We start from the raw sequence: 25,340 nt of genomic DNA, 5'->3' as shown, positions 1-25,340 counted from the left end.
GGGCGTCGCGCATGCAGACTGCACAAAAAGTCATCACAACCTATCGCCGGAAACGCATTCTGGTTTGCCTGCTGGTCGCACTACTGACGCTGACAACAACCTTAGTAATACGATTTATTTCGCAGCGTAGCTTAAATCAGCAACGCGTTCAGATGAGCACCAACAAGATGGTGGCCGCTATGGATAATATCCTGCGGCCTCTGGCGGCCCAGCACGTTGCGCTACTGCATCTAGTCAATCAGCCTTGTCAGGACGTCCACCTCACGTTACGTAAGCTGGCGGCATCGCTGCAAACGGTGCGTTCAATTGCGCTGGTCCAGTCGAACCTGCTGTACTGCTCGAGTATTTTTGGCCAACGCAATATTCCAATACACCAGCTACAGCCGGCATTACCAACCCATCATCCCCTGCTCACCTTCAGCTACGACTCCTCGCTGCTCAAAGGGACGCCGGTACTTATCCAGTGGTATCCCGCGTCGCTTAGCGGCGCTGACGGCGTGCTGCTGGTGATCAACATTGAGCTGCTGGGCGAGTTAATTTTCAACGCAAAATCAGCGCTAATCAGCGGAATTGGCCTTAGCGTAGGCGAAAAAAGCTTTATTAGCGGTTCAGGGCTGAGTAAACAGGAAGCCCTACCGGGCGAGCAAATCATCTACCGCCAGCCGTCGACCGAGTTTCCCTTTACCATTAGCGTCAGCGGGCCAGGAGCCTCGGCGGTCGCCCTTAATGAACTACCGGCCGAGCTTCCGCTGGCGCTGGTAATCAGCCTGTTAATGACCGGCATCGCCTGGCTGGCGACCGCCGGAAGAATGAGCTTTTCCCGCGAAATTAATCTCGGCATTGCCGCGCACGAGTTCGCCCTCTGGTGTCAGCCCCAGCAGAACTTACGCACCCGACAATGCTGTGGCGTGGAAATTTTGCTGCGATGGAATAATCCGCGCAGAGGGACTATCTCACCAGATGTTTTTATACCCATCGCGGAAAGATATAATTTGATTGTCCCCCTGACCCGCTATGTCATTTCGCAAACAGCGCACAAATTATCCCTCTTCCCTCAGGACAAACATTTTCACATCAGCATTAACGTCGCCGCCCGCCATTTTGCCAACGGCGAGCTGCTGCGCGATCTGCATCACTACTGGTTTAGCGCCCATCCCATACAGCAACTGATCGTTGAGCTCACCGAACGTGACGTACTGCAGGATGGCGACCACCATATGGCCGAGCATCTTCATTTCAAAGGCGTCCAGCTGGCTATCGATGATTTCGGTACCGGCAACAGCTCCCTTTCGTGGCTGGAAAAGCTGCGCCCTGATGTCCTGAAAATTGATAAATCGTTTACCAGCGCAATTGGGATTGATAGCGTTAATGCGACGGTGACCGACATGATCATTGCTCTCGCCCATCGTCTGAAAATTGTTACCGTCGCGGAAGGCGTCGAGACCCAGGATCAGGAAGAGTATCTGCGCGGCAACGGCGTTGATTTATTGCAGGGGTTTTATTACGCCCGGCCGATGCCGGTAGAGGACTTTCCGCAGTGGCTGGCGGCGGAAAAGCGGCGGGAAATGAACGCCTAAAAATGCCCGCCGGCATGAGGCCGGCGGGCATCAACGTTACTCTTCTTCGTCGTTGTACTGACGCAGCTTGACAACGCGCACCAGATCGACACGGTAGTCGTTGGCTTCAATGATGGTGAACTGCAGAGGCGACAGTTCAAGCACGTCGCCCGGACGAGGAATATGGCCGTTGACGGCAATCACCAGGCCGGCAACCGTGGCGATATCTTCGTCCTCATCGACCAGATCGTCTACGCCCAACGCCTGCTGCAACGCATGCACGTCGGTTGAACCTTTCACCAGCCAGCCATCGCCATCGATGACAATTTCCGGCGTTTCGTCGGCGTCCGGGAACTCACCGGCAATCGCCTCCAGTACGTCCAGCGGCGTAACCAGCCCCTGCACCACGCCAAACTCGTTAGTGACGATGACAAAGCTACCGCGGGCGCGGCGCAGCACGCCGAGCAGGTTGATAGGGTCCAACGTTTCCGGGACCACAATCGCCGGCGAGGCGGAAGCCAGCGCGGCAACGTTGTCACCCGCCTCCAGCGCCACCAGCATCTCTTTTGCCCGTACGATACCGATGATTTCATCCAGCTCGCCGCGACAGACCGGGAACAGGCTGTGCGGGGAAGAGAGCAGCTGGCGGCGAATTTCATCTTCGCTTTGCTCTGCGTTCACCCAGCTAATTTCCCCGCGTGGGGTCATAATACTGCGCAACGAACGCTGGGCCAGGGTCAGTACGCCATTAATCATATAGCGCTCTTCTTCCGCAAACGCGCCTTCCGGTATTGGCACCACGGACGAGCTGTCGCTATCGTGCGCCGGGGCGCTCTGCTTCCGCCCGCCCATCAGGCGCAGGATCGCATCGGCAGTACGCGCGCGCAGAGGCAGGGTCGATTGATGGCGAATAAAGTTACGGCGCGCAACCTGGTTAAAGAACTCGATGGTTATCGAGAAGCCAATCGCGGCGTACAGGTAACCTTTCGGTATATGGAAACCAAATCCTTCCGCCACCAGGCTCAGGCCGATCATCAGCAGGAAGCTCAGGCAGAGCACCACCACCGTCGGATGCTGGTTGACAAAATTAGTCAACGGCTTCGAGGCCAGCAGCATCACCGCCATCGCAATCACAACCGCCGCCATCATCACCGGCAGGTGGTTAACCATCCCGACCGCAGTAATCACGGCATCCAGCGAGAACACGGCGTCAAGTACGACGATTTGCAGTACCACCACCCAGAAACTGGCATATCCTTTACCATGACCGGAGTCATGCTGGCGGTTCTCCAGCCGTTCATGCAGTTCGGTGGTCGCCTTAAACAGCAAGAATATCCCGCCGAGCAGCATAATAAGATCGCGCCCGGAGAACGAGAAATCGGCAACGCTGAAAAGCGGTTTCGTCAGGGTCACCATCCACGAAATGACCGACAGTAGCCCCAGACGCATAAACAGCGCCAGCGAAAGGCCGATCAGGCGCGCCTTATCGCGCTGCTTTGGCGGCAGCTTGTCGGCAAGGATGGCGATAAACACCAGGTTGTCGATACCCAGTACGATTTCAAGGACGACAAGCGTCAGCAAACCGGCCCAAATAGAGGGATCCATTAAGAATTCCATGAGCAGCTCCAGTTAACGACAGGCATAGTCATCGCTGTGTCATGCACAGACGAGACACTTGTTGCTGGTGAAAAGACGTAGCAGGTGACTGCGGCACGCGCGTGCCGGAAGGTGAAATGACGTCGGTGACGGTCCATATAGCGGGCTATGCCCTATACTCCTGAGTAATTAAACGGAACGTAAACATAGCAAAATATAGAGCATTATTGGAAAAAATTTACCTGTCTTTGCAATAGTTAAGGCTATTTTTTGCGCTGCAAAATAATTAGCACCCGATGCATAATTAGCGGAGCTTCATCACATTAATTATTTTTTCACTGTCTAAAATAATTCGCTGTAGTAATTACTTTATATCTTACACCCTTACTGAATCGATTTTGTTCGCAAGAGTGATTCAGGATGTATCACAACAGATGATGCATTCACGATTATAAAGGAGGTAGCAAGTGACGATTGCTATTGTAATAGGCACACATGGTTGGGCTGCAGAACAGCTGTTAAAAACGGCAGAAATGCTGCTGGGCGAACAGGAAAACGTTGGCTGGATCGATTTCGTTCCTGGCGAAAACGCAGAAACGTTAATCGAGAAGTACAACGCTCAGTTGGCAAAGCTGGATACGGCTAAAGGCGTGTTATTTCTCGTCGATACATGGGGAGGCAGCCCGTTTAACGCGGCCAGCCGTATTGTCGTCGATAAAGAACATTATGAAGTCATCGCGGGCGTCAATATCCCGATGCTGGTCGAAACGCTGATGGCGCGCGACGACAACCCCTCGTTTGATGAACTGGTCGCCCTGGCGGTGGAAACCGGTCGTGAAGGCGTGAAGGCACTGAAAGCGAAGCCGGTGGAAAAGGCCGCCCCTGCTCCGGTTCAGGCTGCGGCACCGAAAGCGGCAGCGCCATTGAAGCCAATGGGTCCAAACGACTACATGGTTATTGGGCTGGCGCGTATCGATGACCGTTTAATTCACGGCCAGGTCGCCACTCGCTGGACCAAAGAGACCAATGTTTCGCGCATTATCGTCGTCAGCGACGAAGTGGCGGCGGATACCGTGCGTAAAACGCTGCTGACCCAGGTTGCTCCTCCGGGCGTTACCGCCCACGTAGTAGACGTGGCGAAGATGATTCGCGTCTATAACAACCCCAAATACGCAGGCGAGCGCATTATGCTGCTGTTCACTAACCCAACGGACGTTGAACGTGTTGTTGAAGGCGGTGTGAAAATCACCAGCGTCAACATCGGCGGCATGGCTTTCCGTCAGGGCAAAACGCAGGTGAATAACGCCATTTCGGTCGATGAGAAAGATATTGAAGCGTTCAAGAAGTTGAACGCCCGCGGTATCGAACTGGAAGCCCGCAAAGTTTCCACCGACCAGAAACTGAAAATGATGGATCTGATCGGCAAGGTGAAATAAGCCTCTCTGCGGATCGCAACTCAATTTTCAACTTAAGACTTAATCAACAGGAGAAGTACAATGGAGATTACCCTTCTTCAGATTGTGCTGGTGTTCATCGTCGCGTGTATTGCGGGTATGGAGTCGGTACTTGATGAATTTCAGTTCCACCGTCCTCTGGTGGCCTGTACGCTGATTGGCGCCGTTCTCGGGGATATGAAAACCGGTATTATCATCGGTGGTACCCTGGAAATGATCGCCCTGGGGTGGATGAACATCGGCGCCGCCGTTGCGCCTGATGCCGCGCTTGCATCCATCATCTCAACCGTTCTGGTTATCGCGGGCCACCAAAGCATCGGTGCCGGTATCGCGCTGGCAATTCCGCTGGCGGCAGCGGGCCAGGTGCTGACCATTATCGTCCGTACCATTACCGTTGCTTTCCAGCACGCTGCGGATAAAGCGGCGGAAAATGGCAACCTGACGGCCATCTCCTGGCTGCACGTTTCGTCACTGTTCCTGCAGGCGATGCGTATCGCTATTCCTGCGGTTATCGTGGCGATTTCCGTCGGTACCAGCGAAGTACAAGGTCTGCTGAACGCCATTCCTGAAGTGGTTACCGGCGGTCTGAACATCGCGGGTGGCATGATCGTGGTAGTGGGTTATGCGATGGTCATCAATATGATGCGCGCCGGCTACCTGATGCCGTTCTTCTACCTTGGCTTTGTTACCGCCGCGTTCACCGATTTCAACCTGGTTGCTCTGGGTGTGATTGGTACGGTAATGGCTGTCCTCTACATTCAGCTGAGCCCGAAATATAACCGCGTCGCGGGTGCGCCTGCGCAGGCTGCTGGTAATAACGATCTCGACAACGAACTGGACTAACAGGTGAGCGAAATGGTTGATATGACTAAAAATACCACCGAGAAAAAACTCACTCAGAGTGATATTCGTGGCGTGTTCATTCGTTCTAACCTGTTCCAGGGTTCATGGAACTTCGAACGTATGCAGGCGCTGGGCTTCTGCTTCTCCATGGTACCGGCTATTCGTCGCCTGTATCCGGAGAACAACGATGCGCGCAAACAGGCGATTAAGCGTCACCTTGAGTTCTTTAACACCCATCCCTACGTTGCGGCTCCGGTTCTCGGCGTAACGCTGGCGATGGAAGAGCAGCGTGCTAACGGCGCAGAAATCGACGATGGCGCCATCAACGGTATCAAAGTTGGTCTGATGGGCCCGCTGGCCGGCGTAGGCGACCCGATCTTCTGGGGTACCGTTCGTCCGGTATTCGCCGCACTGGGCGCAGGTATCGCCATGAGCGGAAGCCTGCTCGGCCCTCTGCTGTTCTTTATCCTGTTTAACGCGGTGCGTCTGCTGACCCGCTATTACGGCGTCGCTTACGGTTACCGTAAAGGTATCGACATCGTTAAAGATATGGGCGGCGGCTTCCTGCAGAAACTGACCGAGGGGGCGTCAATTCTCGGCCTGTTTGTCATGGGGGCGCTGGTTAACAAGTGGACGCACGTGAACATCCCGCTGGTGGTTTCCACCATCACCGGTCAGGATGGCCAGACTCGCGTCACTACCGTGCAGACGATCCTTGACCAGCTGATGCCGGGCCTGGTACCGCTGCTGCTGACCTTCGCTTGTATGTGGCTGCTGCGTAAGAAAGTTAACGCCCTGTGGATCATCGTGGGCTTCTTCGTCATCGGTATCGCCGGCTACGCTGTCGGACTGCTGGGTCAGTAATCAACACGTTGTGCGCCGGGGGCTTGCCCCCGGCTTTTTTATTTGGAGGATGGATGACAATCACGGACCTGGTGTTAATCCTGTTTATTCTCGTTTTGCTCGCGTTTGCGGTTTACGACCAGTTCATCATGCCGCGCCGTAATGGCCCAGTTTTACTGGCTATCCCCCTGCTCCGCCGCAACCGCGTCGATGGCATTATCTTCGTCGGCCTCATAGCTATCCTGATTTATAACAATATTGCCAACCACGGCGAACTTATCACCACCTGGTTATTATCTGCCCTGGCCTTAATGGGGTTATATCTGTTCTGGATCCGCTCACCCAAAATCATTTTCAAGCAGCAGGGCTTTTTTTTCGCCAATATCTGGATCGAATATAAGCGTATTAAAGAGATGAATTTATCGGAAGATGGCGTACTGGTCATGCAATTAGAACAACGGCGCCTGCTTATTCGCGTACGAAATATCGACGATCTGGAAAGGATATACAAACTTCTCGTTTCCAATCAATAGCTTAAAAATATAGCCAACGCTATATTTACCCCTTCCCCCACGTCTGGAATATAGCCACGGCTATATTCCAGATGTTCACTTCAACGATATTTATTAACTAATCATTTACCTATAAATTGAAATGAAAATCGTTATCATTTGATTGGAAAAATAACCGCGTCCTGTTATTGTTTTATATTCTAAAATTATGTTAAGGTTGCGCCCGTCGTTGGGGAGTAGCCAATTTTCTGCCTGGCAGAAAATGTCCGTGTCAACATACTCGTTGCAAAACGTGGCACGTGCGGGTTGAAGCAGAACGTATTCAATCAGGCGAGACCATAGACGCATCACTGCTGTACGCAGCACTTTATCATTAGGTGTGCTGCGTATTTTTACTGGGGGCAGCGATGTGTCATATGGATTATCCCCGGTCAGGACGCTCTCATGAATGTATCCGCTACAATTCTTCTTGCCTTCGGCATGTCCATGGACGCCTTTGCGGCCTCTATTGGAAAAGGCGCGACCCTCCATAAACCTAAATTTTCTGAAGCCCTGCGGACGGGTCTGATCTTTGGCGCTATCGAAACGCTCACCCCGCTTGTCGGCTGGGGTTTGGGGATGCTCGCCAGCCAGTTCGTACTCGAATGGAACCACTGGATTGCCTTTGTGCTGCTGGTTTTTCTCGGCGGTCGAATGGTTATCGAAGGGTTACGCGGCGGCGATAGCGATGAGGGCGAAGCTCCACGCCGTCATGGTTTTTGGCTACTGGTGACCACCGCTTTCGCCACCAGCCTGGATGCGATGGCCGTCGGCGTTGGCCTGGCGTTCCTGCAGGTCAATATTATCGCCACCGCGCTGGCTATCGGCTGCGCCACGTTGATGATGTCGACGCTGGGCATAATGGTAGGACGTTTTATCGGCCCGCTGCTCGGCAAACGGGCGGAAATCCTTGGCGGTATCGTGCTGATCGGCATTGGCGCCCAGATCCTCTGGAGCCATTTCGCTGGCTAATCCTCAGGCATCGCGCTGCCAGCAGTGAATAGCAAAATCGGTCTGGCAGTCAAACAGCGCCTGCTGGCGCAGCGCTTCCCTCACCGGCGGCTTCGCCCGCCACGCAAACGGCGTCATTTGCAGTAAAGCTTCCGCCTCGCTGCCGTTAAGCTGCATCGGATAGGTCAACTGCTGCTGGTGACGTAACGTAAATCCTTCCATCTCTTCCCTGCTCTGCTCATGCAAGCGCACGTCGTCGTAGATCAACCCTTTCAGCTCCATAAGGTGGCGAGGTCCCGGCGTCGCGGTGATAACCCAGCCGCCGGGCCTGACAACGCGCGCCAGTTCAAGGGCATTACAGGGAGCATAAATACGTACTATCGCATCCAGGCTCGCGTTCTCAAACGGCAGACGCTGGCTGGAAGCGACGCAAAAGCTGACCTGCGGATAACGTTTTGCCGCCGCGCGGATAGCCGATTTCGACACATCCAGGCCCCAGCTATGGGCCGCGATGGCGGCAAAAGCGTGCGTGTAGTAGCCTTCTCCGCAGCCAATATCCAATAAATCCATCGGCGCGAAGGTTTGCAGATAAGCGCAGATAGCTTCGCGAAGCGGCTGATAATGCCCCGCATCAAGGAACGCGCGCCTGGCCTGCATCATTTCAGCGCTGTCGCCCGGATCGCGGGAGCGCTTAAACTGCACAGGCAGCAAATTGACGTACCCTTCCTTCGCCAGATCGAACTGATGCCGCTGCGGGCAGATATAGCTATTATCGCGGCGCTCAAGCGGCGCGTGGCAAAGGGGGCAACTGTAAGACATGACAACTCCGGTGTGCTGAAAGGGCGAAAGTGTAACGCTATTCGCCCCTCCAGGCCACCGTTACAGCGCAGGCGACGGGGCTCCGTCACGATGCATCACGATAAGATTTTCCGCCCCCTGCGGCATCCCATCGGGCATGACGTTTTCCAGGCGCAGCACATCGCCCATAATCTGGCTGAATACCGGCGCCGAAACCGCTCCGCCGTAATACGAACCGTTGCTGGGATCGTTCATCACTACCACCAGCGCGAATTTCGGGTTACTGGCGGGCGCAACGCCGGCGGTATAGGCAACGTACTTATCGATATATTTACCATCCGGTCCAATTTTTTTGGCGGTACCGGTTTTTACCGCCACCCGATAGTCGCGTACCGCCGCTTTGGTCCCGCCGCCGCCCGGTAAGGCGACGCTCTCCATCATATGTTCGACTTCATGCACGATTTGCTCCGGCATTACCCGAGTACCCATCACCGGCGGATCAATACGGGTTATTGATAGCGGACGCTCGATACCGTAGCTGCCGATAGTGGCATACACGTGCGCCAGCTGGAGCGGCGTGACCATCAGGCCGTAGCCGAAGGCGAATGTCGCCCGGTCCAACTGGCCCCAATAGCGGCGCTGCGGCATCAACCCGGCGCTCTCCCCGGTCAATCCCAGGCCAGTAGAGTCGCCAAAACCGAACGCTTTATAGGTATCGATAAGATGCTGAATTGGCATCGCCAGCGACAAATGTGAAACCCCGGTATCGCTGGATTTCTGCAGAATACCGGTGAGGGAGAGCTCGGGATAGTAACCCACGTCGCGAATACGGTGGCCATCGAGGACAAACGGATGAGTATCCACCACGCTATCCGGCTGAACAATGCCCTGCTGGAGCGCGGTCATCAGCACCAGCGGTTTAACCGTCGACCCCGGCTCGAAAGTATCGCTAATGGCGCGATTGCGAAAATCATCCAGCTTCGCATCATCGCGATTGTTCGGGTTGAAGTCCGGGTAGCTGGCCATCGACAGAATCTCCCCGGTATCGATTTTAATTAATACCGCCGCTCCTGATTCCGCCTTGTTCCAGCGAACAGCGTTATCCAGCGCGTCCTCTGTCACCGTTTGCAGGCGCTCATCGATACTGAGCTGTAAATTGTGGGCCGGAACCGCCGGGACTTCGGTGATATTTTCGATGACGTTGCCGTGCCGGTCTTTGCGCACCAGGCGACGCCCGGGCTGACCGGTCAACTGAACGTTAAAGCTTTTCTCAACGCCTTCAATACCCTGGTTATCGATATTGGTAAAACCCAGCAGGTTAGCGGCAACGTGCCCCGCCGGATAAAAGCGGCGCGACTCATCGCGCAGATTGATCCCCGGCAGATGAAGCTTATCAATCCACTCCGCCTGCTCCGGATTGATCTGGCGCGCCAGGTAGAGAAACCGCGCGTGAGGGTGCGCTTCGACGCGGTGGGCCAGCTCGCTAAGGTTGAGATGTAAAGCTTGCGCCATTGCTTGCCAGCGCGGACCGTAGCCGACGCCCCCCTTTTCGAGCGTGGTTTGCGGATCGACCCAGACGGCGCTCACCGGCACGCTGACCGCCAGCGGTCGGCCCTCGCGGTCGCTAATCGTGCCGCGCTGCACATCAATAGGCTCCTCGCGCAGGGATCGCATGTCCTCTTGTTTAACCAGATTGTCAGGGGAGACAATTTGTAGCCAGCCGACCCGGACCAACAGCAGTCCCATACAGCAAAGAATCGCCACGCACAACAACCCAAACCTAAGCGGGGTAAAGTTGGCGGCTGACTTGAGTTTGTTCTTTTGCACCTTAGCTCCATCATTGTTTTGCAAGCATCTGATTTAACAGAAATAGACAAAACAGGTTGCTAAACAGTGCTAATAATGGTGTTGATTTGCAACAAAGCGCAACGGAGGGTGGTAAATGGACATGTTTTGCAATAAATACTAAAAAGCCCCGCAGTTGCGAGGCTTTCTTACAAGATTCAGTGGTCTTAAATCAGATAGCAGTTACGTTAACTGCAGCTGGACCTTTCTGGCCGTCCTGAATTTCGAACTCAACGTTCTGGCCTTCAGCCAGAGTTTTGAAACCGTTACCCTGGATAGCGGAGAAGTGTACAAACACATCTTTGCTGCCATCAGCCGGAGTAATGAAGCCAAAACCTTTAGACTCGTTGAACCACTTAACTTGACCTTTAATCTTTGCCATTTGCAAAATTCCTTAGACTGTTTTCTTCGCCCGTAGGGCGCTTACATAGATAAAACTGACACATGACTGCATGAGGCACTAATATAAGGTTCGGCAGAGAAGCGGTATTCAACGACAACGTGTTTACTCAGGACTTCTTTACTGAAAATGCCACACATAAACAGAACTGTACCTCGTTTAACCCGAAACGTGTTATCACATACTACGTAAATAATGGCAAGCCATTTTTAGACGGGTCTCGATCGCTCGCACAGATTATAAGGGAATCATTTGATCGCCTGCACATTTATGCGACTTTGCTCGCTCTGGCTTATCCTTATCGCGCCCTGCTTGCCCCCCCAGGATATCCTCTCTGGCGGCCACTTATCCGTCACAGCTCAACAACTTCAGTGCTCCCACCCACGGCCGCAGTGAAACCGCCAATTTTAGGGGGGAGACAAAAACCACTGCATAAAGATGCATATAAAAGCTCATAACGATAGACGAAAAATTGCTTTAATGCGGGCATTTCATAATATCAAAACACGTAAATTGAAGAGCTTAAAATATTGTCTATACTGATATTCCACGACAATAATGAAGAGCTGATGACAGTTAAGTCCAACTATTCTTTTATTTGATTAATTAAACAAAGCAATATAAGGCGGCGTGGTAAAGCCGCTTCCGCTGGCCCGTGCGCGCGGAAAAAGCTGAAGAGGTTTATAGATAAGATTAAGTTATACAGCCGGGTGAGATACAGGCGCACACCGCAAACGTGCACACCTGTCGGTCGGATCAGCGCTCTGCAACAAGACGGATAAAATCGTCGTCGCCTTTTCCCTTTTCGGCTACTGAAGGTTCAGCGGCGCTCTCCTTCTCAGGCGCATTGGCCTCACAGAGACGACGCAGCAGCGCGGTTTGCCGCTTTTGCTGATCCAGCAGCGCCTGCAGCAGCGCTATCTGCTCATTGGCGCGCGAACTGGCGCGATTAACAAAAAACCATAACAACAGGCCGACAAGCAGCAGCACAACAGATAGCGCCACGGATGCCAGGCTTACAATCCCAGGATTTAGTAACTCACTCATTTCACCACCTCAAAGAGAAGGCGCTTATTCTACCACCCGCGCAGCAGAAGAAAATCAATCATATTAAAAATGTCTTACCAGGGAATAAATTTATTGATAGTGCAGATGCCGCTGAAGAACTGTACATCCTGATCGCACATTACGTTAAGCATCTGAGTCCATAGCAGTAAGCAACCTGCAATGATGACTATCAGCAAAACCCACCGTAATTTTTTCACTCCACACTCCGCATCAGTATCAGATGTCGCCAGGATAACATGACCTTCTTAAACCGCGGCTAACTGTAATACGAAAGGCAAGTTTAGGAATCATAGACTTGTTTCAACTGGTGTTCATGCCAGAATGGACGCAAGGATAATACAAATAATGAGGCAACAATGCGATTGATCATTCGTACCATTGTGGTGCTGGCTATCTTGTGGATTGGCGTGTTATTAAGCGGTTATGGTGTATTAATGGGCAGCAGTGAGAACGCAGGAGGGCTGGGATTGCAGTGTAAATATCTCACGGCTCGCGGCATCAGTACCGCACAATATGTTCATTCCAGCAGCGGTATTATCGGCATCACCGATTGCCCTATTCTGCGTAAAAGCGCCACGGTTGTTGATAACGGCTAGTCACGAGCGGGCTACAGATTCTGTAGCCCGCTTCACGCACCCGATCAGAACGGATAATCGTTATAGCCCATCTGCTCGGAAATTTTACGTGCCGCCGTGTGCAGCATCGCGACATACTCGTTCAGGCGTTCTTCCGAGAAACGCAGCGTCGGGAAAGAGATACTCAGTCCGGCGATAACCACGCCGAAGCGGTCGAAAACCGGCACCCCAATGCAGCGCAGCCCTTCTTCCTGCTCTTCGTTATCTTCGCCATACCCCTGCTCGCGGACCTGATCCAGAACCGCCAGCAGCTCTTCGGTGCTGGTGATGGTCCGGTCGGTGCTGCGTTTGTACTCCACGCCTTCCAGAATCTGTTCAACCTCGGAACGATCGCGCCAGGCCAGCAGCACTTTACCGATCGCGGTGCTGTACAGCGGGTTACGACGCCCAATGCGCGAGTACATGCGCAAATTGTACATTGAGTCGATTTTGTGGATGTAAACGATGCTGTCTTCATCCAAAGCCCCCAGGTGGACGGTCTCTTTCGTCAGACGCGAAAGCTCGCGCATCTGAATATCAGCGCTGCGTACCAAATCAACGTTCTGCAAAGCCCGCGCGCCAAGTTCGAAGAGTTTGAGGGTCAGAGAATATTTCTCGGATTCGCCTTCCTGAGCTACGTACCCCAGCGATTTCATGGTCTGCAAAAAGCGATAAACGGTGCTCTTTGACATCATGACGCGCTGGGACAGTTCGGTAATGCCAATTTCACGCTCTTCGCCAAGCGCCTGCAGAATGCCAAAAACCTTCAATACCGAAGAGACAGAATCTGGCTGTTTATCCAAATCTGCAACTGCCATTTATCACCTCATCGCAACTGTTTTATAAAAATTAGAACCGGTTTTTATTATAAATTCGCATCCCGCGACCCGCAATCGTTCTTCTGCCTATTCGTTACAAATCTGCGACATGCCGCTGAATAATCAATGCTAAAATTATTACCCAGTTAATAGTCCCCGATAAGATACAGACCTCACATGGATAAAAACCTCTCCGATGGGTTACCTTTGCCGCAGCGTTACGGCGCCATTCTGACCATTGTATTAGGCCTGTCGATGGCGGTGCTGGATGGCGCGATCGCCAACGTCGCCCTACCGACCATCGCCAGCGATTTAAACGCCTCCCCGGCATCCTCTATCTGGATAGTGAATGCCTACCAAATCGCCATTGTTATCGCCCTGCTGCCGCTCTCTTTCCTCGGCGATATGGTCGGCTATCGGCGTATTTATAAAATCGGCCTGGCGCTTTTTACCTTCACGTCGCTGGCCTGCGCCCTCTCCACAAGCCTGGAAATGCTGACCCTGGCGCGCGTGGCGCAGGGCCTCGGCGGCGCGGCACTGATGAGCGTTAACACCGCGCTTATTCGCCTGATTTATCCCCAGCGTTTTCTCGGCCGCGGAATGGGGATCAACTCTTTCGTGGTGGCGGTCTCCTCCGCGGCGGGTCCGACCATCGCCGCCGCGATTCTCTCGATGGCTTCATGGCAATGGCTGTTTCTGATTAACGTTCCGCTGGGCATTATTTCCCTGCTTCTCGCGTTACGCTATCTGCCCGCCAACGTGGGCCGCAGCAAGGTCACCCGCTTCGACCTGCCGAGCGCCATCATGAATGCCTTAACCTTTGGCTTACTGATTACCGCTCTCGGCGGTTTCGCCCAGGGCCAGTCCGGCGAACTGGTTGCGGCGGAGATCGTTGCCATGCTGGTCGTCGGGTTCTTTTTTGTCCGTCGTCAGCTCAGGATGCCGGTCCCCCTGTTGCCGATTGACCTGCTGCGTATCCCGCTGTTCTCTCTTTCAATTTGTACCTCCATATGCTCCTTCTGCGCCCAGATGCTGGCCATGGTTTCGCTGCCGTTCTTCCTGCAGTCAATGATGGGACGCAGCGAGGTGGAAACCGGTCTGCTCCTGACGCCGTGGCCGCTGGCCACAATGGTGATGGCGCCGCTGGCAGGCTATTTGATTGAGAAAGTTCACGCCGGGCTGCTGGGCGCGATTGGCCTTCTCGTCATGGCCTGTGGCCTGTTCGGCCTGGCTTTACTGCCCTCCGCCCCCACGGATCTGGATATTATCTGGCGAATGGCGCTCTGCGGCGCGGGCTTTGGTCTGTTCCAGTCGCCCAACAATCACACCATCGTCTCTTCAGCGCCGGCTCATCGTAGCGGCGGCGCAAGCGGCATGCTGGGTACCGCGCGCCTGCTTGGGCAGAGTACCGGCGCCGCGCTGGTGGCGCTGCTGTTTAATCTGTCAGGGAATAGCGGAACCCACACCGCTCTTATGCTGGCAGGGATCCTTGCCGTTGTCGCCGCGGCCGTCAGCGGGCTGCGCGTCACGCAGCCGCGCGCCAGGCTGTAGCCCTTAATCGACATAAAAAAATCCGCAGCCCGAAGGTTGCGGATTTTTATTTTTTTACAGCCGGGAACGGAGCGTTACTTCAGATATTCGCCGCTGCGCAGGGCTTCAATACGCTTATCCAGAGGCGGGTGAGTCATAAACAGCTCGCTCATGGATTTCGCTTTACCGTTAATACAGAACGCCATCATGCTGCTGGCTTCCTGCGGCTCATAGCTGGTTTTCAGGCGCTGCAGCGCGGCGATCATTTTCTCACGCCCGACCAGTTTTGCTGAACCGGCGTCGGCATGGAACTCGCGGTAGCGGGAGAACCACATGGTGATAATGCTCGCCAGAATACCAAACACCAGCTCCAGCACCGTAGCGACCGCAAAATAGATCAGCGGGTTGCCGTTGCTGTTTTCACCTTCATCCCGATTGCCGCCGAGGAAGCCCGCCGCAATCTGCGCGATAACGCGCGAGATAAAGATAACGAAGGTATTCACCACCCCCTGAATCAACGTCATGGTAACCATGTCACCGTTGGCAATGTGGCTAATCTCATGCGCAATGACCGCTTCCGCTTCATCACGGCTCATGTTCTGCAACAGCCCTGTGCTGACGGCCACCAGCGACGCATCGCGGCGCGCGCCGGTCGCGAAGGCGTTAATATCCGGCGCATGGTAGATAGCCACCTGCGGCATACCAATGCCCGCCTGCCGCGCCTGCTGCGCGACGGTATTCATTAGCCAGCGCTCGGTTTCATTACGCGGCTGCTCAATGACTTCCCCACCCACCGATTTCAGCGCCATCCATTTCGACATCAGCAGCGAAACGATTGAACCGCCGAAACCAAACAACAGCGCCATGATCAGCAGCCCGGTCATGCTGCTTGACTGAATTCCCGTCAGGCTTAGCACCAGCCCGAACACCACCATCACTGCCAGGTTGGTCAGCAGGAAAAGCGCGATTCGCATCATAATTTTCTTTTAACCTCGATTTAACAAAACGCACTATGCGATTACCCACATGGTATGGGTAGAGCGCCAATTTTCAACCATCAGGCCCCGCTAAGTCACGAGAAAGACACAACTTTACATTTTGTAGCATATTGCTGACGCTGGGCAATAGCGTTGACATTTTGTTGAATTCAGGCCGGCAAAGTTGCGCAAGAACAGAAAAGAAAACGGGCACAAATTAGTGTGCCCGTTGGGGATTTATTTACTGGCCGGGGGCTCTACCGCTGGCCGATCCTTTTCCTCATGGGCCAGATCGAGCGCAATATGAACCGTTTCATCAAGATACGGATCGGGCTCCTGGTAATCCTTCGGCAGATCTTCCAGTTTCTTCAGCAACGGCTTGCCTTCGCGTTTCAGGCGATCGTTAACGCGAGCCAGACGAATCGCATCATCTTCTTCGTTCTCCTTTTCACGCTGCGCGTAGTTCAGGGAGACGATGTTGCGTTTGTCTTTCATCGCGTTATAGCGAGCAATGTCCTTCATGATGTACTGGAATTCAGGATCATTAGCGATACGCGCATCGTGGCGTTTTAGCAGCTCAGGCCCAAACGGCGTCAGGTCACTGTATTTCACGTAGGTTGCCGCATTGACGCTGTCCCACGGTAGCGCGTTATCTTCATACTGCTCGCCGGTCTCACGCTGTTCCGTTCCGGTCGGCATCATGATGTCCGGCGTCACACCCTTACGCTGAGTACTACCGCCGTTGATGCGATAGAATTTCTGAATGGTGTACTGTACGGAGCCCAGCGCCGGCCAGTCAGGGCGCAGCATTTGATCGTAGATACGGTTCAGCGAACGGTACTGCTGGACGGTCCCCTTGCCAAAGGTCGGCTCCCCGACGATCAGCGCGCGACCGTAGTCCTGCATCGCGGCGGCGAAAATTTCAGAAGCCGACGCGCTGAAACGGTCGACCAGCACCACCAGCGGGCCTTTGTAGTACACCACGCCATCGGTATCGCTGTCTTCGCGCACTTTACCGTTGTTATCGCGCACCTGAACAACCGGACCGGATGGAATAAACAAGCCAGAAAGCGAAACCGCTTCGGTCAGCGCCCCGCCGCCGTTGCTGCGCAGATCGATAACGATGCTGCTAACGTTCTGTTTTTCCAGTTTCTGCAGTTGAACCTTCACGTCATCCGTCAGGCCAACATAGAAACCTGGAATATCCAGCACGCCAACCTTCTCTTTGCCGACGGTTTTGACTGACATCTTAACCGCGCGGTCTTCAAGACGAATACGTTCGCGCGTGAGGGTCACAATCCGTGTTTTCGCGCCTTTACCCGCCGGGAGTATCTCCAGGCGAACCTTGCTGCCCTTTGGACCTTTGATCAGCGCTACCACATCATCAAGACGCCAGCCGATCACATCGACCATGGCCTTACCCGGCTGGCCAACGCCAACGATACGGTCACCCACGCTGATGGCTTTGCTCTTCGCCGCAGGCCCACCGGCCACCAGTGAATTGATCACCGTGTAGTCGTCATCCATCTGCAATACCGCGCCGATACCTTCGAGAGACAGGCTCATTTCGGTATTGAACTGTTCAGTATTGCGCGGTGAGAGATAGTTGGTATGCGGGTCGATTTCACGCGCAAAGGCGGTCATCGCCAGCGAGAAAACATCTTCGCTGTTGGTTTGCGCCAGACGGCGAATGGCAAACTTGTAACGACGGGTTAAGGTCTCGCGAATCTCTTTATCATCTTTGCCAGCCAGCTTGAGACTGAGCTGATCGAACTTCACCTTGGCATCCCACAGCGCATTCAGCTCGGCCTCATCTTTCGGCCAGGGCGACTTGCTGCGGTCAAGGTTGAAGTTGTCATTGCCGGTGAAGTCCATCGGACGTTCCAGCACTTTCAATGCATATTGATAACGCTCGAAACGACGTTTCTGCGCCAGATTATACAGGTCGTAAAAAACGTCCAGCTTCCCGCTGCGCAGCTCATCGCCGATTTGATTCTTTTTCGCGGCAAACTGCGCCACGTCGCTGGCCAACAGCACGTTATGGCTGTAATCCAGCAGGTTCAGATAACGATCGAAAATTTTTGCCGAAAAGGCATTGTCGAGATCGAACTGGCGGTAGTGGGAACGGGTAAAGCGCGATGTCACGCGCTCGCTCACCGTTGCGTGCTGCGGCTCTTCTTTCAGCACGGGGATTTGATCAATCCGGGTTATATCGTCCACGGCGAACGACTGGCCTGCGATTACCAGCAGACCCGCCAACGCGGTGAGCTTAAAGAATTTGTTCATGCCTGGCCCGGCCTCCGTTTCAGAACACCAGGTGTTCTGCGCGTACAATCATTGACATACCAGAAGTCAGCTGTACACGAACGCCATCTTTGGTGATTTCCAGGACAGTGGCGTCCATTGCATTATTACCTGCTTTCACCTTCAGTGCCTGGCCAACGGTCAATACAGACACATCTGATACAGGGGTATGACGCTCTTCGCGCGGCGCTTTGGCTGCTGGTGCCGGGCGCGGTTTACGCTGCTCAGCGCCTTCTTTACGACGCGCCTGAGCCTGAGGACGAGGTTTACGCTCGCGACGAGCCCCCTCTTCCGGCTGGCCAGCGGCGGCGGCGGCTTCGCGTTTTTTCGCTTGCTGCGCTTCACGCTGCGCCTGAACGCGGGCTTTTGCTTCTTCAAGCTGCTGGCGGGCGTGAGCAACATGCTGCTCTTCCAGCTCGCCGCACGGGTTGCCGTCGAGGTCAACGCGGACTGCGCCAGGCTTAACGCCGTACAGGTAGCGCCAGCTCGAAGTATAAAGACGCAGTGCAGCGCGAAGTTGGGTTTTGCTGAGATTCATCTCTCCGCCAACGCGCTCAACGAGATCCTGAAAAATACCGACTTTCAGGGGGCGAGCTTCGCCTTCAGCGCTAAAACACTGAGGGAAGCGTTCGGCCAGAAACGCAATGACTTCTTTACTGCTATTCAACTTAGGTTGATTTTCCATGAAATTTCCTGATTACAACGGACGTAGCCAACAAGCCGCAGGCATGAACAGGCGTCATTATAATGACGTCATCGGTAAATGCTACGTTATCCGTTGATTATCCTGCGACGCGGGTGAATATTTTTTGATAATCAGTCGCAGAAATGAGTTTTTCCAGATGCGCGACCAGTTCTGCCAGCCCCTGCTCATCTTCAGCGGTGAAGCGGGAATAGGCTGTGCTATCGATATCCAGGACGCCGATAGTTCGATCGTTCACCCGCAACGGGAAGACAATTTCCGAATTACTGGCGGCGTCACAGGCGATGTGACCATCAAACGCGTGAACGTCTTCTACCCGCTGCACGCGATTCTGCGCGACGGCAGCGCCGCATACGCCGCGCCCTACCGGAATACGCACGCAGGCCAGCTTGCCCTGGAACGGGCCAAGGACCAGCGTGTCGCCTTCCAGGAGATAAAAACCGGCCCAGTTCACTTCAGCCAGCCGCTCGAACAGCAGCGCGCTGGTATTTGAAATCATGGCCAGAAAACTGGTTTCGCCTGCCATTAACGCCTGAAAATCGCGGTTCAGATCCGCGTAGAATTCTTGTTTGTTCATTATTTATTCGCTTAGTTGTCTTACTACCTTACACTTACAGCCTAATAAAATAAGCTTTAAATGCATTCATGCTCAAGATGAATTCATTCCTGAGTTAAGATAGAGAGATACACTCATTTCTGTAAGCTATAAATGCCACTAAAAACACCCAGGGTTACGCCAGCAAAAAAGATGATCGTCTACTCGGTCAGTGCGCCTGTTGCGCACGCTCACTATCAGCGCTGCCCGCAGTGCGATCTGCTGTTTCGTTTACCGGTCCTCAAAAAGAATCAGAGCGCCTGGTGCCCTCGCTGCAATGCCAAAGTGCGCGATGGCCGTGACTGGTCGCTTACCCGACTGGGCAGTATGGCGATCGCGATGCTGCTGCTGATGCCTTTTGCCTGGAGCGAACCGCTTCTGCGTTTACATCTCTTAGGCGTACGCATCGACGCTAACGTCCTTCAGGGCATCTGGCAAATGACCGGCCAGGGCGATCCGCTCACGGCGGCGATGGTGCTGTTTTGCGCGGTCGTCGCGCCAGTGCTGCTGGTCGTCTCAATCGCCTACCTGTGGCTGGGTAACGTGCTGGGCATGAATCTGCGCCCGATACTGCTGATGCTGGAGCGGCTCAAAGAGTGGGTGATGCTGGATATTTACCTGGTCGGTATCGGCGTCGCCTCCATCAAAGTACAAGATTACGCCTTTCTGCAGCCCGGCATCGGGCTTATTGCCTATATCGCGCTCACCCTGCTCAGCATCCTGACGCTTATCCATATGAACGTTGAGGAGCTGTGGGAGCGTTTTTATCCCCAGCGCCCGGCGCTGCGGCCGGATAATAATCTCCAGGTTTGTCTCGGCTGTCATTATACCGGACATCGTGATTCCCGCGGGCGCTGCCGCCGCTGTCACACGCCTCTGCGCCACAGACGTCGCCAAAGCCTGCAAAAGAGCTGGGCCGCGCTGATCGCGTCGATGGTTTTCCTGCTGCCTGCCAACCTGCTGCCAATCTCGATTATTTACGTCAACGGCGCGCGCCAGGACGACACTATTCTTTCCGGCATTATGTCGCTGGCCAGCAGCAACGTGGCCATCGCCGGAGTGGTGTTCATCGCCAGTATTCTGGTCCCATTCACCAAAGTTATTGTATTGTTTACCCTGCTGGTCAGCATACAATTCAAGTGTGAACAGGGGTTACGTACCCGCATCCTGCTGCTGCGGCTGATTACCTGGATCGGCCGCTGGTCTATGTTGGATCTTTTTGTCATCGCATTAACCATGTCGCTGATCAACCGCGATCAGCTCCTCGCGTTTACGATGGGGCCCGCCGCGGTCTATTTTGGCGCCGCGGTAATATTAACTATCCTTGCTGTTGAATGGCTGGACAGCCGCTTACTTTGGGACGCACATGAGTCAGGAAACGCCCGCTTCGCCGACTGAAGCCAAAATTAAAACTAAACGCCGCATCTCGCCCTTCTGGCTGCTGCCGGTCATTGCGCTACTGATTGCCGGTTGGCTGATATGGACCAGCTATCAGGATCGCGGTACGACGATCGTTATCGACTTCCAGTCGGCCAACGGTATCGTTCCTGGGCGCACGCCCATCCGCTATCAGGGAGTAGAAGTCGGTACGGTCGAGAATATCTCGCTGAGTAAAGATCTGAGCAAAATTGAGGTTTCAGCCAGCGTCAAAGGCGATATGAAAGATGCGCTGCGCAAGGAGACGCAGTTCTGGCTGGTGACGCCGAAAGCTTCTCTCGCCGGCGTGTCGGGCCTCGATGCGCTGGTTGGCGGCAACTATATCGGCATGATGCCCGGTCAGGGCGAGCCTGAAGATCACTTTGTCGCTCTCGACACCCAGCCGAAGTATCACATTAATAACGGCGAGCTAATGATTCATCTCAAGTCTGCGGATTTGGGCTCGTTAACCAGCGGCTCGCTGGTCTATTTCCGCAAAATTCCGGTCGGCCGGGTGTATGACTACGCAATTAATCCGAACAATCAGGGCGTCACCATTGACGTACTGATCGAGCGCCGTTTCACGAACCTGGTGAAAAAAGAGAGCCGTTTCTGGAACGTCTCCGGCGTAAAAGCGGATGTCAGCCTGAGCGGCGCGAAGGTCCAGCTCGATAGCCTCTCAGCGCTGGTGAACGGCGCTATTGCCTTTGATTCCCCCGATGACTCTGCGCAGGCTCAGCAGAACACGGATTATCACTTATATGAAGACCTGGCGCACAGTCAGCGTGGGGTGGTGGTCAAACTGGATCTTCCCGACGGCGCGGGCTTAAAAGCCGGCTCTACGCCGCTGATGTACCAGGGACTCGAGGTTGGCCAGCTCAGCAAGATGAATCTCAATTCCGACGGGAAAGTGACCGGCGAAATGACCGTCGATCCGAGCGTCGTCAGCCTGCTGCGTGAGAAGACGCTGATTCAGATGAAGAAGCCGAAAATCTCTCTGGATAACCCCAGCGTCAGCGCCCTGCTGACCGGCACCACCTTTGAACTGGTCCCCGGTGAAGGTGAGCCGCGTAACCAGTTTGCGGTGCTGCCTGCCGATAAATCCATTCTGGAAGAACCGGATGTGGCGACCGTCACGCTCACCGCGCCGGAGAGCTACGGTATCGACGCCGGGCAGCCGCTAATTCTGCACGGCGTCCAGATTGGCCAGGTTCTGGAGCGCAAGCTGAATGCCGATGGCGTCACGTTCCAGGTAGCGATTATGCCGGAGTACCGTTCACTGGTTCGCGGCGATAGCAAATTCGTGGTCAACAGCCGGATTGACGTCAAAGTCGGCATCGACGGCGTGCAGTTCCTCGGCGCCAGCGCCAGCGAATGGGTCAACGGCGGGATCCGCATTATTCCGGGCGACAAGGGGGCGATGCAAAGCCGCTATCCGCTGTATGCGAACCAGGAAAAGGCGCTGGAAAACAGCATGAGCGATCTGCCGACCACCACGCTTACGCTCTCAGCCGAGACGCTGCCGGACGTGCAGGCCGGCTCCGTGGTGCTGTACCGTAAATTTGCGGTCGGGGAAATCATCACCGTGCAGCCGCGCAAAAACGCCTTTGAAATCAATATTCATATCAAGCCGGAATATCGCCATCTGCTGACCAGCAACAGCGTGTTCTGGGCCGAAGGCGGCGCCAAAGTGCAGCTTAACGGTAGCGGTCTGACGGTGCAGGCTTCCCCGCTTTCCCGCGCGCTGAAGGGCGCGATTAGCTTTGATAACCTCAGCGGCGCCAGCGCTAGCGCGCGGATCGATAATAAACGCGTGCTGTATGCTTCGGAAACCGCTGCCCGCGCGGTGGGTGGGCAGATAACCCTCCACGCCTTCGACGCCGGTAAAATCGCCGAAGGGATGCCGATTCGCTACCTGGGGATTGATATTGGCCAGATCCAGTCGCTGAATTTAATTACCGCGAAAAACGAAGTGCAGGCGAAAGCGGTGCTCTACCCGGAATACGTCAATACCTTTGCCCGCGCCGGGACGCGTTTCTCGGTGATTACGCCGCAGATTTCCGCGGCGGGCGTTGAACATCTGGATACCCTTTTCCAGGCCTATATCAACGTCGAGCCGGGACGCGGTTCACCGCGCCGTGATTTCGAAATTCAGGAAACCACGATCAGCGATTCACGTTATATCGACGGCCTGAGCATTATCGTCGAAGTACCGGAAGCGGGTTCGCTGGGTATCGGCACGCCGGTGCTGTTCCGCGGGCTCGAAGTCGGCACGGTGACCGGTCTGATGCTCGGTTCGATGTCGGATCGCGTGATGGTACAGCTGCGTATCAGCAAGCGTTATCAGTATCTGGTGCGCAACAACTCGGTGTTCTGGCTGGCTTCCGGCTATAGCCTCGACTTTGGCCTGATTGGCGGGGTGGTGAAAACCGGTACCTTTAATCAGTTCATTCGCGGCGGCATCGCGTTTGCGACGCCTCCGGGTACGCCGCTGGCGCCGAAAGCGCAGGATGGCAAACACTTCCTGCTGCTGGAGAGCGAACCGAAAGAGTGGCGCGAATGGGGCACCGCCCTGCCGCGCTAAGCGTAAAAGGCTCCGGTGTCCGCCGCCGGAGCCTTTGTGGTAAACTACGCCCCCTTTTTTCGTTGTGGTGCGCTCCCCATGGCTCAAAACGCTGTCTATCTTCCTGAAGAATTCCTCGCTCAAATGCGTGCGGCAATGCCGACGCATCTCTCTTTCGACGACTTTATCGCCGCCTGCCAGCGCCCGCTGCGGCGGAGCATTCGCGTCAATACGCTGAAAATCACGGTGGCTGATTTTTTGCAGCTGGTCGCCCCCTATCGCTGGCAGCTCACGCCGGTTCCGTGGTGCGAAGAGGGTTTCTGGATCGAGCGTGAAGACGAAGACGACCTGCCGCTGGGCAGCGCGGCCGAGCATCTTAGCGGGCTGTTTTACATTCAGGAAGCCAGCTCCATGCTGCCCGTCGCCGCGCTGTTTGCCGGCGGTGAAACGCCGCAGCGGGTGATGGATGTCGCCGCCGCGCCGGGATCTAAAACCACGCAAATCGCCACGCGCATGGGCAATGAAGGCGGCATTCTGGCCAATGAATATTCCGCCAGCCGGGTTAAAGTCCTGCACGCCAATATCAGCCGCTGCGGAATTAGCAACGTGGCGTTAACCCATTTCGATGGCCGGGTATTCGGCGCCGCGCTACCGGAATGCTTTGACGCGATCCTGCTCGACGCCCCCTGCTCTGGCGAAGGGGTAGTACGTAAAGACCCCGATGCGTTGAAAAACTGGTCGCCGGAAAGCAACGCGGAGATCGCGCTTACCCAGCGCGAACTTATCGACAGCGCGTTTCACGCCCTTCGCCCCGGCGGAACGCTGGTTTACTCCACCTGCACCCTGAACCGGCAAGAAAACGAAGAGGTGGTCAACGGGCTGCTAGCGCGCTACCCGCAGGCGGTGGAAGTACTGCCGCTCGGCTCGCTGTTCCCCCAGGCCAGCGAAGCGCTGACCGACGAGGGTTTCCTGCACGTCTTCCCGCAGATTTTTGACTGCGAAGGGTTCTTCGTCGCCCGCTTACGCAAAACCGCCGCCATCAAGCCGCTCCCGGCGCCGGGCTATAAAGTCGGGAAATTCCCCTTCACGCCGCTTAAAACCCGCGAATCCGCCGCCGTTATTGCCGCCGCTGCCGCCGTCGGTTTGCAGTGGACCGCCGACCATACGCTCTGGCAGCGTGATAAAGAAATTTGGCTCTTCCCACAGGCGCTCGAAGCGCTCTTCGGTAAAGTGCGTTTTTCACGCATCGGGATCCGGCTCGCCGAAACCCACAACAAAGGCTATCGCTGGCAGCACGAAGCGGTGATTGCGCTTGCCGCCCCGGCCGCGCCCTTTGCGCTGACTCAGGCAGAAGCGGAAGAGTGGTACCGCGGCCGCGACGTCTATCCGGAAACGCTCCCGGAGAAGGATGATGCGATTGTCACCTATCAGGGCGCGCCGCTCGGGCTGGCGAAAAAAGTCGGGTCGCGTTTAAAAAACAGCTATCCCCGCGAACTGGTGCGTGACGGTAAGCTTTTTAGCAAAAAAGCGTGATGGTGCCTCGAAAAACAGCACTTTTTCACTGGCACTTTACGCCCGTTTGTCTACGCTCAAAAATGTCGGCCTCAACTGGTCGTACCACAAATCAGCAGACAAACGGGGTGAATTTATGAGTAAAACTAGCGTACGTATCGGCGCGTTTGAAATAGACGACGCCGAACTGCACGGCGAACAGCAGGGAGAGCGAACGTTAAGTATCCCCTGCAAATCCGATCCGGATTTATGCATGCAGCTTGATGCATGGGACGCGGACACCAGCGTGCCCGCCATACTTGATGGTGAACATTCCGTCCTCTACCGTAAGCACTACGATCGCCAGTCCGATGCCTGGATCATGCGCCTCGCCTGATTCCAATGAACCCGTCGCCTGAGACGG

22 protein-coding genes and 2 pseudogenes are annotated in these 25,340 nt (G+C 54.8%); 12 read left to right on the top strand and 12 right to left on the bottom strand.

What is annotated here, in order from left to right; all coding sequences use genetic code 11:
- Nucleotides 1-11 precede the first annotated feature (11 nt).
- Nucleotides 12-1,577 carry an EAL domain-containing protein gene (locus EGY08_RS26710; protein ID WP_004121988.1) on the top strand — a complete coding sequence of 522 codons (1,566 nt, stop codon included), beginning with the start codon at nucleotides 12-14 and terminating at the stop codon, nucleotides 1,575-1,577.
- Between the two features lie 36 nt (nucleotides 1,578-1,613).
- Here EGY08_RS26710 and yoaE read toward each other — a convergent pair whose 3' ends face one another.
- Nucleotides 1,614-3,173, bottom strand: a complete 1,560-nt coding sequence (yoaE, locus tag EGY08_RS26705) for a CNNM family cation transport protein YoaE (RefSeq protein WP_004121989.1) — start codon at nucleotides 3,171-3,173, stop codon at nucleotides 1,614-1,616.
- 446 nt (nucleotides 3,174-3,619) lie between these two features.
- On the opposite strand from yoaE, the gene manX reads away from it, so the two are divergent.
- The 5 genes from manX to mntP all read left to right on the top strand — a co-directional run bounded on the left by manX (nucleotide 3,620) and on the right by mntP (nucleotide 7,815).
- Entirely contained in the window at nucleotides 3,620-4,588 is a 969-nt protein-coding gene (gene manX / locus EGY08_RS26700; RefSeq protein ID WP_004138485.1) for a PTS mannose transporter subunit IIAB, read from the top strand.
- A 60-nt stretch (nucleotides 4,589-4,648) separates the two neighbouring features.
- Complete coding sequence (gene manY, locus EGY08_RS26695) at nucleotides 4,649-5,449, top strand: PTS mannose transporter subunit IIC (RefSeq protein WP_004121991.1); 801 nt, start codon at nucleotides 4,649-4,651, stop codon at nucleotides 5,447-5,449.
- A 12-nt stretch (nucleotides 5,450-5,461) separates the two neighbouring features.
- Nucleotides 5,462-6,313, top strand: a complete 852-nt coding sequence (locus EGY08_RS26690) for a PTS mannose transporter subunit IID (RefSeq protein WP_004103307.1) — start codon at nucleotides 5,462-5,464, stop codon at nucleotides 6,311-6,313.
- Between the two features lie 53 nt (nucleotides 6,314-6,366).
- The gene (locus EGY08_RS26685; protein ID WP_123829175.1) at nucleotides 6,367-6,825 is read left to right on the top strand and encodes a DUF986 family protein; all 459 of its coding nucleotides are present in this window, start codon (nucleotides 6,367-6,369) and stop codon (nucleotides 6,823-6,825) included.
- 423 nt (nucleotides 6,826-7,248) lie between these two features.
- Nucleotides 7,249-7,815, top strand: a complete 567-nt coding sequence (gene mntP, locus EGY08_RS26680; protein ID WP_087828993.1) for a manganese efflux pump MntP — start codon at nucleotides 7,249-7,251, stop codon at nucleotides 7,813-7,815.
- A 3-nt stretch (nucleotides 7,816-7,818) separates the two neighbouring features.
- Here mntP and rlmA read toward each other — a convergent pair whose 3' ends face one another.
- The 6 genes and pseudogenes from rlmA to mgrB form a co-directional block, all read right to left on the bottom strand.
- Entirely contained in the window at nucleotides 7,819-8,613 is a 795-nt protein-coding gene (gene rlmA, locus EGY08_RS26675; protein ID WP_123829174.1) for a 23S rRNA (guanine(745)-N(1))-methyltransferase, read from the bottom strand.
- A gap of 60 nt (nucleotides 8,614-8,673) precedes the next feature.
- Nucleotides 8,674-10,419, bottom strand: a complete 1,746-nt coding sequence (ftsI, locus tag EGY08_RS26670; protein WP_004121995.1) for a peptidoglycan glycosyltransferase FtsI — start codon at nucleotides 10,417-10,419, stop codon at nucleotides 8,674-8,676.
- Nucleotides 10,420-10,609: 190 nt separating this feature from the next.
- Nucleotides 10,610-10,819, bottom strand: a complete 210-nt coding sequence (cspE, locus tag EGY08_RS26665) for a transcription antiterminator/RNA stability regulator CspE (RefSeq protein WP_001062678.1) — start codon at nucleotides 10,817-10,819, stop codon at nucleotides 10,610-10,612.
- 12 nt (nucleotides 10,820-10,831) lie between these two features.
- Nucleotides 10,832-10,977, bottom strand: a pseudogene (locus tag EGY08_RS26660) (DUF2627 domain-containing protein).
- 616 nt (nucleotides 10,978-11,593) lie between these two features.
- On the bottom strand, nucleotides 11,594-11,884 hold the full coding sequence (locus EGY08_RS26655; protein WP_004121996.1) for a YebO family protein: 291 nt from the start codon (nucleotides 11,882-11,884) through the stop codon (nucleotides 11,594-11,596).
- A gap of 74 nt (nucleotides 11,885-11,958) precedes the next feature.
- Nucleotides 11,959-12,102: a PhoP/PhoQ regulator MgrB gene (gene mgrB / locus EGY08_RS26650; RefSeq protein WP_002911375.1), complete on the bottom strand. Its 144-nt coding sequence runs from the start codon at nucleotides 12,100-12,102 to the stop codon at nucleotides 11,959-11,961.
- A 159-nt stretch (nucleotides 12,103-12,261) separates the two neighbouring features.
- Between mgrB and EGY08_RS26645 the strand changes: the two genes are divergently transcribed.
- Nucleotides 12,262-12,501: a YobH family protein gene (locus EGY08_RS26645; RefSeq protein WP_004122000.1), complete on the top strand. Its 240-nt coding sequence runs from the start codon at nucleotides 12,262-12,264 to the stop codon at nucleotides 12,499-12,501.
- 44 nt (nucleotides 12,502-12,545) lie between these two features.
- Here the strand turns inward: EGY08_RS26645 and kdgR are convergent, their stop codons facing one another.
- On the bottom strand, nucleotides 12,546-13,337 hold the full coding sequence (kdgR, locus tag EGY08_RS26640) for a DNA-binding transcriptional regulator KdgR (protein WP_004122001.1): 792 nt from the start codon (nucleotides 13,335-13,337) through the stop codon (nucleotides 12,546-12,548).
- A 177-nt stretch (nucleotides 13,338-13,514) separates the two neighbouring features.
- On the opposite strand from kdgR, the gene EGY08_RS26630 reads away from it, so the two are divergent.
- Nucleotides 13,515-14,888, top strand: coding sequence for an MFS transporter (locus EGY08_RS26630; protein WP_123829173.1), 1,374 nt, complete (start codon nucleotides 13,515-13,517; stop codon nucleotides 14,886-14,888).
- A 74-nt stretch (nucleotides 14,889-14,962) separates the two neighbouring features.
- On the opposite strand, the gene htpX is transcribed toward EGY08_RS26630, so the two are convergent.
- The 4 genes and pseudogenes from htpX to EGY08_RS26610 form a co-directional block, all read right to left on the bottom strand.
- The gene (gene htpX / locus EGY08_RS26625) at nucleotides 14,963-15,844 is read right to left on the bottom strand and encodes a protease HtpX (RefSeq protein ID WP_004122003.1); all 882 of its coding nucleotides are present in this window, start codon (nucleotides 15,842-15,844) and stop codon (nucleotides 14,963-14,965) included.
- A 237-nt stretch (nucleotides 15,845-16,081) separates the two neighbouring features.
- A complete protein-coding gene (gene prc, locus EGY08_RS26620) occupies nucleotides 16,082-18,130 on the bottom strand; it encodes a carboxy terminal-processing peptidase (RefSeq protein ID WP_004122004.1) in 2,049 nt (682 codons plus the stop codon).
- A 19-nt stretch (nucleotides 18,131-18,149) separates the two neighbouring features.
- Nucleotides 18,150-18,833 (bottom strand): RNA chaperone ProQ, encoded by a 684-nt coding sequence (proQ, locus tag EGY08_RS26615; RefSeq protein WP_004122005.1) that lies wholly within the window; start codon nucleotides 18,831-18,833, stop codon nucleotides 18,150-18,152.
- An 81-nt stretch (nucleotides 18,834-18,914) separates the two neighbouring features.
- Nucleotides 18,915-19,428: pseudogene (locus tag EGY08_RS26610) on the bottom strand (GAF domain-containing protein).
- 132 nt (nucleotides 19,429-19,560) lie between these two features.
- Between EGY08_RS26610 and yebS the strand changes: the two are divergent.
- From yebS to EGY08_RS26590, 4 genes are all read left to right on the top strand, one after another.
- The gene (yebS, locus tag EGY08_RS26605; protein ID WP_032741884.1) at nucleotides 19,561-20,844 is read left to right on the top strand and encodes a membrane integrity lipid transport subunit YebS; all 1,284 of its coding nucleotides are present in this window, start codon (nucleotides 19,561-19,563) and stop codon (nucleotides 20,842-20,844) included.
- A complete protein-coding gene (locus EGY08_RS26600) occupies nucleotides 20,813-23,446 on the top strand; it encodes a PqiB family protein (RefSeq protein WP_004122010.1) in 2,634 nt (877 codons plus the stop codon). The genes yebS and EGY08_RS26600 overlap by 32 nt, the downstream gene beginning before the upstream one ends.
- Before the next feature lie 78 nt (nucleotides 23,447-23,524).
- Nucleotides 23,525-24,958, top strand: coding sequence for a 16S rRNA (cytosine(1407)-C(5))-methyltransferase RsmF (gene rsmF / locus EGY08_RS26595; RefSeq protein WP_123829172.1), 1,434 nt, complete (start codon nucleotides 23,525-23,527; stop codon nucleotides 24,956-24,958).
- Between the two features lie 115 nt (nucleotides 24,959-25,073).
- Entirely contained in the window at nucleotides 25,074-25,313 is a 240-nt protein-coding gene (locus EGY08_RS26590; RefSeq protein ID WP_004103329.1) for a YebV family protein, read from the top strand.
- Nucleotides 25,314-25,340 lie beyond the last annotated feature (27 nt).

Source organism: Klebsiella sp. FDAARGOS_511 (genome assembly GCF_003812845.1).
Lineage (GTDB): Bacteria > Pseudomonadota > Gammaproteobacteria > Enterobacterales > Enterobacteriaceae > Klebsiella > Klebsiella grimontii.
Note: the sequence above shows the minus strand (reverse complement) of the source record. Positions and strands in the feature narration are given on the sequence as shown.

What these genes read in the sequence shown, in the direction of transcription:
- mntP (WP_087828993.1), top strand. Translation starts at nt 7,249, where the DNA reads ATGAATGTATCCGCTACAATTCTTCTTGCCTTCGGCATGTCCATGGAC.
- EGY08_RS26710 (WP_004121988.1), top strand. Translation starts at nt 12, where the DNA reads ATGCAGACTGCACAAAAAGTCATCACAACCTATCGCCGGAAACGCATT.
- EGY08_RS26655 (WP_004121996.1), bottom strand. Translation starts at nt 11,884, where the DNA reads ATGAGTGAGTTACTAAATCCTGGGATTGTAAGCCTGGCATCCGTGGCG.
- EGY08_RS26645 (WP_004122000.1), top strand. Translation starts at nt 12,262, where the DNA reads ATGCGATTGATCATTCGTACCATTGTGGTGCTGGCTATCTTGTGGATT.
- rlmA (WP_123829174.1), bottom strand. Translation starts at nt 8,613, where the DNA reads ATGTCTTACAGTTGCCCCCTTTGCCACGCGCCGCTTGAGCGCCGCGAT.
- htpX (WP_004122003.1), bottom strand. Translation starts at nt 15,844, where the DNA reads ATGATGCGAATCGCGCTTTTCCTGCTGACCAACCTGGCAGTGATGGTG.
- proQ (WP_004122005.1), bottom strand. Translation starts at nt 18,833, where the DNA reads ATGGAAAATCAACCTAAGTTGAATAGCAGTAAAGAAGTCATTGCGTTT.
- EGY08_RS26600 (WP_004122010.1), top strand. Translation starts at nt 20,813, where the DNA reads ATGAGTCAGGAAACGCCCGCTTCGCCGACTGAAGCCAAAATTAAAACT.
- cspE (WP_001062678.1), bottom strand. Translation starts at nt 10,819, where the DNA reads ATGGCAAAGATTAAAGGTCAAGTTAAGTGGTTCAACGAGTCTAAAGGT.
- manY (WP_004121991.1), top strand. Translation starts at nt 4,649, where the DNA reads ATGGAGATTACCCTTCTTCAGATTGTGCTGGTGTTCATCGTCGCGTGT.
- EGY08_RS26590 (WP_004103329.1), top strand. Translation starts at nt 25,074, where the DNA reads ATGAGTAAAACTAGCGTACGTATCGGCGCGTTTGAAATAGACGACGCC.
- kdgR (WP_004122001.1), bottom strand. Translation starts at nt 13,337, where the DNA reads ATGGCAGTTGCAGATTTGGATAAACAGCCAGATTCTGTCTCTTCGGTA.
- EGY08_RS26685 (WP_123829175.1), top strand. Translation starts at nt 6,367, where the DNA reads ATGACAATCACGGACCTGGTGTTAATCCTGTTTATTCTCGTTTTGCTC.
- EGY08_RS26630 (WP_123829173.1), top strand. Translation starts at nt 13,515, where the DNA reads ATGGATAAAAACCTCTCCGATGGGTTACCTTTGCCGCAGCGTTACGGC.
- prc (WP_004122004.1), bottom strand. Translation starts at nt 18,130, where the DNA reads ATGAACAAATTCTTTAAGCTCACCGCGTTGGCGGGTCTGCTGGTAATC.
- rsmF (WP_123829172.1), top strand. Translation starts at nt 23,525, where the DNA reads ATGGCTCAAAACGCTGTCTATCTTCCTGAAGAATTCCTCGCTCAAATG.
- yoaE (WP_004121989.1), bottom strand. Translation starts at nt 3,173, where the DNA reads ATGGAATTCTTAATGGATCCCTCTATTTGGGCCGGTTTGCTGACGCTT.
- yebS (WP_032741884.1), top strand. Translation starts at nt 19,561, where the DNA reads ATGCCACTAAAAACACCCAGGGTTACGCCAGCAAAAAAGATGATCGTC.
- EGY08_RS26690 (WP_004103307.1), top strand. Translation starts at nt 5,462, where the DNA reads ATGGTTGATATGACTAAAAATACCACCGAGAAAAAACTCACTCAGAGT.